The sequence below is a fragment of the Pseudomonas sp. UBA6276 genome, from assembly GCF_002438365.1.
GTDB lineage: Bacteria > Pseudomonadota > Gammaproteobacteria > Pseudomonadales > Pseudomonadaceae > Aquipseudomonas > Aquipseudomonas coleopterorum.
In genome coordinates, this window is record NZ_DJUS01000165.1 from 7,063 (window position 1) to 16,725 (window position 9,663).

The following is a 9,663-nucleotide window of genomic DNA, read 5'->3' on the forward strand; positions in this document are numbered from 1 at the left end:
ACACCGACTTCGTGTTCTCGGTGCTCGCCGAAGAGCTGGGCGTGGTGGGTTCGCTGTGCACCGTGGCGCTGTTCGTGTTCGTCTGTATCCGCGGTATGTACATCGGTTTCTGGGCCGAGCGGGCCAAGCAGTACTTTGCCGCCTACGTGGCCTATGGCCTGTCGTTCCTGTGGATCGGCCAGTTCCTGATCAACATCGGCGTGAACGTCGGCCTGCTGCCCACCAAGGGTCTGACCCTGCCGTTTCTCAGCTACGGCGGCAGCTCGCTGGTCATCTGCTGCGCCTGTCTGGGGCTGTTGCTGCGCATCGAGTGGGAAAGCCGCTCGCACCTGGGTAGCGAAGAGGTGGAATTCAGCGAGAGCGATTTCGCCGAGGAGACGCCCCATGGCCGGTAAAGGCAATGTACTGATCATGGCTGGCGGCACCGGCGGACACGTGTTCCCGGCCCTTGCCTGTGCGCGCGAGTTTCAGGCGCGCGGTTTCAGCGTGCACTGGCTGGGTACGCCGCGCGGTATCGAGAACGAGCTGGTGCCGGCCAACGGCCTGCCGTTGCATTTGATCGATGTCAGCGGTGTGCGTGGCAAGAGCCGACTGGCCCTGCTCAAGGCGCCGTTCGCCATCTGCAAGGCCGTGGTTCAGGCGCGCCGCATCATTGCCCAACTGCGACCGGTGTGCGTGGTCGGCTTCGGTGGTTACCTGACCGGCCCTGGCGGCGTGGCCGCGCGGCTGGCCGGTGTACCGGTGATCGTCCATGAGCAGAATGCCGTGGCCGGTACCGCCAATCGCCTGTTGGTGCCTTTAGCCAGCCGAGTCTGCGAAGCTTTCCCCGACACCTTCGCCGCTTCGGCCAAGCGCCGGACCACCGGAAATCCGGTGCGCAGCGAGTTGTTCATGGAAACCCCGCGCCAGGCCCTGATCGGGCGCCAGCCACGGCTGCTGGTCCTGGGCGGCAGCCTGGGCGCCGAGCCGTTGAACAAGCTGTTGCCCGAGGCCCTGGCGCAGGTTCCGGCGCAATACCGGCCTGAGGTGTTTCACCAGGCTGGCAAGAAGCACGATGAGATCACCGCCGAGCGCTATCGCACTGCCGGTGTCGAGGCGCAGGTTGCCCCGTTCATCAAGGACATGGCCCAAGCCTACGGCTGGGCCGACCTGGTGGTCTGCCGCGCGGGCGCGTTGACCATCAGCGAGCTGGCCGCCGCCGGCCTGCCGTCGCTGTTGGTGCCTTTGCCTCACGCGATCGACGATCACCAGACACGCAATGCCGATTATCTGGCCCGCGAAGGCGCTGCCTTCCTCATGCCACAAGCGACAACCGGCGCGGCGCAACTTGCCGAGCGCCTGAAAGAGGTTTTGATGCAACCCGAAAAACTCCTGAGCATGGCGAGCACTGCCCGCCGCCTGGCCAAACCCGATGCCACGCGCAATGTGGTCGACGTCTGCCTGGAGGTGGCCCATGGTTGAGAACCAGAAAGCCATTCCGCAACCGGAAATGCGCCGTATTCGTCGTATCCATTTCGTCGGCATCGGCGGCGTGGGCATGTGCGGCATCGCCGAGGTGCTGCTGAACCTGGGCTACGACGTCTCGGGTTCCGACCTCAAGGCTTCGCCGGTGACCGAGCGACTGACGTCGTTCGGCGCGCAGATCTTCATCGGCCACCGTGCCGAAAACGCCGCCAGCGCCGACGTGCTGGTGGTCTCCAGTGCCGTCAACACCAGTAACCCGGAAGTCGCTACCGCTTTGGAACGCCGGATTCCAGTGGTGCCGCGCGCCGAGATGCTCGCCGAGCTGATGCGCTACCGGCACGGCATCGCCGTGGCCGGGACCCATGGCAAGACCACCACCACCAGCCTGATCGCCTCGGTGTTCGCAGCCGGTGGCCTTGACCCTACGTTCGTCATCGGCGGTCGTCTGAATGCGGCTGGCACCAATGCCCAGCTGGGCACCAGTCGCTATCTGATCGCCGAAGCCGACGAGTCCGATGCCAGCTTCCTGCACCTGCAGCCGCTGGTGGCCGTGGTCACCAACATCGACGCCGATCACATGGCGACCTACGGCGGCGACTTCAACGTATTGAAGAAGACCTTCGTCGAGTTCCTGCACAACCTGCCGTTCTACGGCCTGGCTGTGGTCTGCCTGGATGACCCGGTGGTGCGCGAGATCCTCCCGCAGATCGCCCGTCCGACCCTGACCTACGGCATCAGCGAAGAAGCCGACGTGCGCGCCATCAACGTGCGCCAGCAAGGCATGCTGACCCACTTCACGGTGCTGCGCCGCGACCGCGAGCCGCTCAACGTGTCGGTCAACATGCCAGGCAACCACAACGTGCTCAATGCCCTGGCAACGATCGCCATCGCCACCGACGAAGGCATCAGTGACAGCGCCATCGTTCAGGGCCTGTCCGGATTCCAGGGCGTCGGCCGGCGCTTCCAGGTGTACGGCGAACTGCCGGTCGAAGGCGGCAGCGTGATGCTGGTCGACGACTATGGCCATCACCCCCGCGAAGTCGCGGCCGTGATCGCTGCCGTACGCGGCGGCTGGCCCGATAAACGTCTGGTGATGGTATATCAGCCCCACCGCTTCAGCCGCACGCGCGACTTGTACGACGATTTCGTACAAGTGCTCGCCGATGCCAATGTGTTGCTGCTGATGGAGGTCTACCCGGCCGGTGAAGAGCCGATCCCGGGCGCCGACAGCCGTCAGTTGTGCCACAGCATTCGCCAGCGTGGCCAGTTGGACCCCATCTATATCGAACGCGGCGTCGAGCTGGCGCCACTGGTCAAGCCGTTGCTGCGCGCCGGTGACATCCTGCTCTGCCAGGGCGCCGGCGACATCGGCGGCCTTGCCCCGCAGTTGCTCAAAAGCCCGCTGTTCGCGCAGGCCTCGGAGAAATCGCAATGAACATTCTGGATCTCAACACCCTGCGTTCGCAGATCATGCCCAGCGACTTCGGTCGCGTGGCCGTGCTCTACGGCGGCAAGAGCGCCGAGCGCGAGGTGTCGCTGAAATCGGGCGCCGCGTGCCTGGAGGCCTTGCAGAGCGCTGGCGTGGACGCGTTCGGTATCGACGTTGGCGATGACCTGCTGGCGCGCCTGCAAGCGCAGAAGATCGACCATGCCTTCATCATCCTGCACGGCCGCGGCGGCGAAGACGGCAGCATGCAGGGNNCACCGGCAGCGGCATCCTCGCCAGCGCCCTGGCGATGGACAAACTGCGCACCAAGCAGGTGTGGCAGAGCCTCGGCTTGCCGACCCCGGCGCATGCCGTGCTGGCGAGCGAACAGGATTGTATTTTCGCGGCCGGGGAACTGGGCTTCCCTTTGATCGTCAAACCCGCCCATGAAGGTTCAAGCATCGGGATGGCCAAGGTGAACAGCGTCGACGAACTGGTCGACGCCTGGAAAGCCGCCAGCACCTACGACTCACAAGTGCTGGTCGAACAATGGGTCCAGGGCCCTGAGTTCACTGTCGCGACGCTGCGTGGCCAGATGCTGCCTGCCATCGCGCTGGGCACACCCCACACGTTCTACGACTACGACGCCAAATACGTCGCCAACGATACCCAGTACCGCGTTCCCTGTGGCCTTGCGCCCGCCAAGGAGCAGGAACTCATCGACCTCTGCGCGCGCGCCTGCGATGCCATCGGCATTCAGGGCTGGGGGCGCGTGGACGTGATGCAGGACCAGCAGGGCCGTTTCTGGCTGCTGGAAGTCAACACCGCTCCAGGCATGACCGATCACAGCCTGGTGCCCATGGCGGCGAAAGCGGCTGGCCTGGATTTCCAGCAGTTGGTGCTGGCGATTCTTGCCGCCAGTTGCAAGGCGCGAGGGTAAGACCATGCACGGCCCAATGATTCGCCATCAGTCACCTGCCATCGGTCGCAACAAGCCGGTGCCGCGGGGTGCAAGCCGCATGGTGGCCAAGGAGCCACTGTCGGTGCGTCTGCCGAAGGCCAACTTCAGCATCTTCAAGAAGCTGATGTGGCCGGTGCTGCTGGTGGGTCTGGGTTTTGGCACCTATGAAGGCGCCCAGTACCTGATGCCCTACGCCGACCGCCCGATCACCAAGGTGTCGGTGCAGGGCGACCTGGCCTACATCAACCAGCAGTCGGTGCAGGAGCGTATCCAGCCTTATGTCGGCAGCACGTTCTTCAGCATCGACCTGACCCGCATGCGCACCGAGCTGGAGACCATGCCCTGGATCGCCCACGCCGAAGTGCGCCGGGTGTGGCCCGACCAGGTGGTGATTCGCCTGGAAGAGCAACTGCCGGTCGCGCGCTGGGGCAACGAGTCACTGCTCAACAACCAGGGCCAGGCGTTCGCGCCTCGCGAACTGGGCAACTACGAACACTTGCCGCAGTTGTTCGGCCCGGCACGGGCCCAACAGCAGGTGATGCAGCAATACCAGGTGCTGAGTCAGATGTTGCGTCCGCTGGGCTATTCGGTAGCCCGGCTGGAACTGACTGAACGCGGCAGCTGGTTTCTCACCACAGGCGCAGGAAGCGCCGGCCCGGGCATCGAGCTGTTGCTGGGACGTGACCACTTGATGGAAAAAATGCGCCGCTTTATCGCCATTTACGACAAGACACTCAAAGACCAGATCACGAATATCGCGCGTATCGACCTGCGCTATGCCAACGGCCTGGCCGTGGGCTGGCGTGAACCGAGCGCCCCGACGGCGGACAAGCCCGCCGTCGCGAAGAATTGACAAGAGGCAGGACCATGGCAAACGTGCAAAGCGGCAAAATGATCGTCGGGCTGGACATCGGTACCTCCAAGGTGGTGGCGCTGGTGGGCGAAGTCGCGGCCGACGGTACGCTGGACATCGTGGGGATCGGCACCCATCCCTCGCGCGGCCTGAAGAAGGGCGTGGTGGTGAACATCGAGTCGACCGTGGCGTCGATCCAGCGTGCGGTCGAAGAAGCCCAGCTGATGGCCGGTTGCCGCATTCACTCGGCGTTCGTCGGCGTTGCCGGTAACCACATTCGCAGCCTGAACTCCCACGGGATCGTGGCCATTCGCGACCGTGAGGTCAGCACCGCCGACCTGGAACGCGTTCTGGACGCGGCCCAGGCCGTGGCGATCCCGGCCGACCAGCGCGTCCTGCACACCCTGCCGCAGGATTACGTGATCGACAACCAGGAAGGCGTGCGCGAGCCCCTGGGCATGTCCGGCGTGCGTCTGGAAGCCAAGGTTCACGTGGTGACCTGCGCCGTCAACGCGGCTCAGAACATCGAGAAGTGCGTTCGTCGCTGCGGCCTGGAAATCGACGACATCATCCTCGAGCAGTTGGCCTCGGCCTACTCGGTGCTGACCGATGACGAGAAAGAACTGGGCGTGTGCCTGGTCGACATCGGCGGCGGTACCACGGATATCGCCATCTTCACCGAAGGCGCCATCCGTCACACCGCAGTCATCCCCATTGCAGGCGATCAGGTCACCAACGACATCGCCATGGCCCTGCGGACCCCCACGCAGTACGCCGAAGAGATCAAGATCCGTTACGCCTGCGCCTTGGCCAAGCTGGCCGGTGCCGGCGAAACCATCAAGGTGCCCAGTGTCGGCGACCGTCCGCCGCGCGAGCTGTCGCGCCAGGCGCTGGCCGAAGTCGTCGAGCCACGCTACGACGAACTGTTCACCCTGATCCAGGCCGAGCTGCGTCGCAGCGGCTACGAAGACCTCATCCCGGCCGGCATCGTGCTGACCGGTGGTACGGCAAAAATGGAAGGCGCGGTCGAGCTGGCCGAAGAAATCTTCCACATGCCGGTGCGCCTGGGCGTGCCGCATAGCGTACGGGGGCTGAGTGACGTCATCAGCAACCCGATCTATTCCACCGGCGTGGGCCTGCTGATGTACGGCCTACAGAAGCAATCCGATGGCTTGAACCTGTCAGGCATCAGCAACAGCAGCAGTTATAGCGATGACACCAAGGCTCCGGTGCTGGAACGGCTGAAGCGTTGGGTGCAAGGCAATTTCTGATTCAAAACGGCAGTAGCGGTAGGCGCACACAAATAGAGAAAGGAGAGGGCACATGTTCGAACTCGTAGACAACATCCCGCAAAGCCCGGTAATCAAAGTTATCGGTGTCGGCGGTGGCGGCGGCAACGCCGTCAACCACATGGTCAAGAGCAACATCGAAGGCGTTGAATTCATCTGCGCCAACACCGATGCTCAGGCACTCAAGAACATCGGCGCACGCACGATCCTGCAACTGGGTACCGGCGTCACCAAGGGCCTGGGCGCTGGCGCCAACCCCGAAGTCGGCCGTCAGGCAGCGATGGAAGACCGCGAGCGCATCGCCGAAGTGCTGCAAGGCACCAACATGGTCTTCATCACCACCGGCATGGGCGGCGGTACCGGTACCGGTGCTGCACCGATCATCGCCGAAGTGGCCAAGGAAATGGGCATCCTGACCGTTGCGGTCGTGACCCGTCCGTTCCCCTTCGAAGGCCGCAAGCGCATGCAGATCGCCGATGAAGGCATCCGCATGCTGTCCGAAAGCGTCGACTCGTTGATCACCATTCCCAACGAGAAGCTGCTGACCATCCTGGGCAAGGACGCCAGCCTGCTGTCGGCGTTCGCCAAGGCTGACGACGTGCTGGCTGGTGCCGTTCGCGGTATCTCCGACATCATCAAGCGTCCGGGCATGATCAACGTCGACTTCGCCGACGTGCGTACCGTGATGAGCGAAATGGGCATGGCGATGATGGGTACCGGCTGCGCCAGCGGTCCGAACCGCGCGCGCGAGGCCACCGAAGCGGCCATTCGCAACCCGCTGCTCGAAGACGTCAACCTGCAGGGCGCTCGCGGCATCCTGGTCAACATCACCGCAGGTCCCGACCTGTCGCTGGGTGAATACTCCGACGTGGGTAGCATCATCGAAGCGTTCGCCTCCGACCACGCGATGGTCAAGGTCGGTACCGTGATCGATCCGGACATGCGCGACGAGCTGCACGTTACCGTCGTGGCCACCGGCCTGGGCGCGAAGATCGAGAAGCCTGTGAAGGTCATCGACAACACCATGCAGACCGCAGCCCAGACGCCTCCACCTTCGCAGCAGCCTGCTCGTCAGGACGCTCCATCGGTGAACTACCGCGACCTGGATCGCCCGACCGTGATGCGCAACCAGGCTCACGCCGGCGCTGCCGCTGCGGCCAAGCTGAACCCACAGGATGACCTGGATTATCTGGACATCCCGGCCTTCCTGCGTCGTCAGGCCGATTGATGCAATTTATCAGGGGTATTAGGGTGATTGGTGTTCAGCAAAGGTTCGGTCTGCTATCATCGCCAGCCTTTGTTGATACCAGTTCGCAATTTGCGCTGAAGCGGCCAATGCCATGATTAAACAACGCACCCTGAAGAATATTATCCGTGCCACAGGCGTCGGCTTGCACTCCGGTGAGAAGGTCTACCTGACCTTGAAGCCCGCGCCCGTGGATACCGGCATCGTGTTCTGCCGTGTCGACCTCGATCCGGTCGTGCAGATCCCTGCGCGCGCCCACAATGTCGGCGCCACCACGATGTCCACCACTTTGGTCAATGGCGATGTCAAGGTCGATACCGTAGAGCATCTACTGTCGGCCATGGCGGGCCTGGGAATCGATAACGCCTACGTCGAGCTCTCCGCGTCCGAAGTGCCGATCATGGATGGCAGTGCCGGACCCTTCGTATTCCTGATTCAATCGGCTGGCCTGGAAGAACAAGACGCGCCGAAGAAATTCATCCGGATCCTGCGTGAAGTGACAGTGACGGAGGGCGACAAGCGCGCCACCTTCCTGCCTTTCGAAGGGTTCAAGGTGAGCTTCGAAATAGATTTCGATCATCCTGTCTTCAAGGATCGCACCCAGACCGCCAGCGTCGACTTTTCCAGCACGTCCTTCGTGAAGGAAGTCAGTCGGGCGCGCACGTTCGGCTTCATGAGCGACCTTGAATACCTGCGCAAGCACAATCGTGCACTGGGCGGCAGCGTTGAAAACGCTATCGTGGTGGACGAGGCAGGCGTCATGAATGAGGACGGTCTTCGCTACGAAGACGAATTCGTCAAACACAAGATTCTCGATGCAATCGGCGATCTCTATCAGCTGGGTAACAGCCTGATTGGCGAATTCCGTGGCTACAAGTCGGGCCACGCACTGAACAACCAGCTTCTTCGTCGTCTGCTCGAGCAGGATGACGCCTGGGAAGTGGTTACGTTCGAAGATGCCAGCACGGTACCGATCTCTTACATGCGGCCAGCTGCGTTGGGTTGATACAACCTCTCTTTTCTGGTTTCACATTTATAGGCCACCCATTGGGTGGCTTTTTTTTGGGTGTTGTTTTTTGGGGCGGGGCGGGGGGACGGTTGGGGTGTGGCGAGCGCTCAGCGTGGCCGCTTGGCGTGAGCTGCCAGACGTTCCAGCGCCGCGCGCAGATTGGGATCGCTGATGCCCTCGGCGGTCGCCTGGATGTTCTCGCCCGCGCTGATCGACAGGTCGATGCTGCGCGCGCCGGCCTTGCTCTGCACGGTGGGCGGCTGCACCTTGAACAGGATGCGCGTCAGGCTGCTGAATTCCTCCAGCGCCTGCAGATCGCGTTGCAGGCGCTTCTGCTGGTAGCGCAGGCGCGTGGCCCAGTGGCCGTCGGTGACGATCAGCAACAGGCTGCCCTCGCGCCACGAGGCGACGTAGCAATGCTCGCGCGCCGCCGGCTGCAGTTGGCTCTCGAACAGGCGCTGCAGATGCGACAGGCGCTGGGCCTGGCTGAACAGGGCCTTGAGCGGTTTGGCTTCGCGCAGCAGGACTGCCGGTGCCCGGGCGGGCAGGGGGCGAAAGACCATGGGGATACACCTGAAGTTACAGAGTCGGCATCTTAACAGAATCCCTCGCCCACACCGTTTCACATGGACGACACAGGCCAGCTCTCGGCGTTTGAATGGATGACATCTGCACCTTGCGGGTTGAAGTTGGCGAAAAAGCCCTTATTGTAAAGCCGCCCCATTACAACGCTGTGCCAGCATCGTGGACATCGCGCCACTTTCCTCTCCATCGTTTCCGGGTAGAATGCTCGTTCGCATGCGGCCATGAGGGCTGCACGGGCGACTCACGGGGCCGCCCTCCATCCCTATGTGTGGAAGATCCTGCCAATATGTTTGCGCCTTTGTTAAAGAAACTTTTTGGAAGCAAGAACGAGCGTGAAGTACGACGCATGCTCAAGACGGTACAAGCCGTCAATGCCTTCGAAGAGCAGATGGTGGCCCTTTCGGACGAGCAGCTGCGCGCCAAGACCGCAGAGTTCAAGGCCCGCCTGGCAAAAGGCGAGACCCTCGACCAGCTGCTGCCCGAAGCCTTCGCCGTCTGCCGCGAAGCCGGCAAGCGCGTCATGGGTATGCGGCACTTCGATGTCCAGCTGATCGGTGGCATCACCCTGCACGAAGGCATGATCGCCGAAATGCGCACCGGTGAAGGCAAGACCCTGGTAGCGACCCTGGGCGTATACCTCAACGCACTGTCCGGCAAGGGCGTGCACGTGGTCACGGTCAACGACTACCTGGCGCGTCGCGATGCCAACTGGATGCGTCCGCTGTACGAATACCTGGGCCTCACCGTCGGCGTGGTCACGCCGTTCGCGCCGCCGGAAGAGAAGCGTCTGGCCTATGCCGCCGACATTACCTACGGCACCAACAACGAAT

8 protein-coding genes and 2 pseudogenes are annotated in these 9,663 nt (G+C 62.9%); 9 read left to right on the forward strand and 1 reads right to left on the reverse strand.

Going from position 1 to position 9,663, the window contains the following annotated elements; translation table 11 throughout:
* The 8 genes and pseudogenes from B2V21_RS19080 to lpxC all read left to right on the forward strand — a co-directional run.
* A partial coding sequence (locus B2V21_RS19080) for an FtsW/RodA/SpoVE family cell cycle protein (protein WP_286917708.1) occupies nucleotides 1-395 on the forward strand: 395 nt, incomplete at its 5' end.
* The gene (gene murG, locus B2V21_RS19085) at nucleotides 385-1,461 is read left to right on the forward strand and encodes an undecaprenyldiphospho-muramoylpentapeptide beta-N-acetylglucosaminyltransferase (RefSeq protein ID WP_286917709.1); all 1,077 of its coding nucleotides are present in this window, start codon (nucleotides 385-387) and stop codon (nucleotides 1,459-1,461) included. The genes B2V21_RS19080 and murG, both read left to right, overlap by 11 nt.
* Nucleotides 1,454-2,899 carry a UDP-N-acetylmuramate--L-alanine ligase gene (gene murC / locus B2V21_RS19090; protein WP_049860622.1) on the forward strand — a complete coding sequence of 482 codons (1,446 nt, stop codon included), beginning with the start codon at nucleotides 1,454-1,456 and terminating at the stop codon, nucleotides 2,897-2,899. Before murG ends, murC begins: the two co-directional genes overlap by 8 nt.
* A pseudogene (locus tag B2V21_RS19095) lies at nucleotides 2,896-3,830 on the forward strand (D-alanine--D-alanine ligase). Before murC ends, B2V21_RS19095 begins: the two are co-directional and overlap by 4 nt.
* 4 nt (nucleotides 3,831-3,834) lie before the next feature.
* Nucleotides 3,835-4,704 carry a cell division protein FtsQ/DivIB gene (locus B2V21_RS19100; protein WP_122741485.1) on the forward strand — a complete coding sequence of 290 codons (870 nt, stop codon included), beginning with the start codon at nucleotides 3,835-3,837 and terminating at the stop codon, nucleotides 4,702-4,704.
* 14 nt (nucleotides 4,705-4,718) lie between these two features.
* Nucleotides 4,719-5,975: a cell division protein FtsA gene (ftsA, locus tag B2V21_RS19105; protein WP_043186854.1), complete on the forward strand. Its 1,257-nt coding sequence runs from the start codon at nucleotides 4,719-4,721 to the stop codon at nucleotides 5,973-5,975.
* A 52-nt stretch (nucleotides 5,976-6,027) separates the two neighbouring features.
* Nucleotides 6,028-7,221, forward strand: a complete 1,194-nt coding sequence (gene ftsZ / locus B2V21_RS19110) for a cell division protein FtsZ (RefSeq protein ID WP_049860625.1) — start codon at nucleotides 6,028-6,030, stop codon at nucleotides 7,219-7,221.
* Nucleotides 7,222-7,333: 112 nt separating this feature from the next.
* Complete coding sequence (gene lpxC / locus B2V21_RS19115) at nucleotides 7,334-8,245, forward strand: UDP-3-O-acyl-N-acetylglucosamine deacetylase (RefSeq protein WP_049860626.1); 912 nt, start codon at nucleotides 7,334-7,336, stop codon at nucleotides 8,243-8,245.
* A 110-nt stretch (nucleotides 8,246-8,355) separates the two neighbouring features.
* On the opposite strand, the gene B2V21_RS19120 is transcribed toward lpxC, so the two are convergent.
* Nucleotides 8,356-8,811 carry a DUF721 domain-containing protein gene (locus B2V21_RS19120; RefSeq protein ID WP_049860627.1) on the reverse strand — a complete coding sequence of 152 codons (456 nt, stop codon included), beginning with the start codon at nucleotides 8,809-8,811 and terminating at the stop codon, nucleotides 8,356-8,358.
* Between the two features lie 308 nt (nucleotides 8,812-9,119).
* On the opposite strand from B2V21_RS19120, the pseudogene secA reads away from it, so the two are divergent.
* Nucleotides 9,120-9,663 (forward strand): annotated as a pseudogene (secA, locus tag B2V21_RS19125) (preprotein translocase subunit SecA); the annotation flags it as partial.

Bases quoted from the DNA above. Each gene is read 5' to 3' on its own strand.
- murG (WP_286917709.1), top strand. From the start codon at position 385: ATGGCCGGTAAAGGCAATGTACTGATCATGGCTGGCGGCACCGGCGGA.
- murC (WP_049860622.1), top strand. From the start codon at position 1,454: ATGGTTGAGAACCAGAAAGCCATTCCGCAACCGGAAATGCGCCGTATT.
- B2V21_RS19100 (WP_122741485.1), top strand. From the start codon at position 3,835: ATGCACGGCCCAATGATTCGCCATCAGTCACCTGCCATCGGTCGCAAC.
- ftsA (WP_043186854.1), top strand. From the start codon at position 4,719: ATGGCAAACGTGCAAAGCGGCAAAATGATCGTCGGGCTGGACATCGGT.
- ftsZ (WP_049860625.1), top strand. From the start codon at position 6,028: ATGTTCGAACTCGTAGACAACATCCCGCAAAGCCCGGTAATCAAAGTT.
- lpxC (WP_049860626.1), top strand. From the start codon at position 7,334: ATGATTAAACAACGCACCCTGAAGAATATTATCCGTGCCACAGGCGTC.
- B2V21_RS19120 (WP_049860627.1), bottom strand. From the start codon at position 8,811: ATGGTCTTTCGCCCCCTGCCCGCCCGGGCACCGGCAGTCCTGCTGCGC.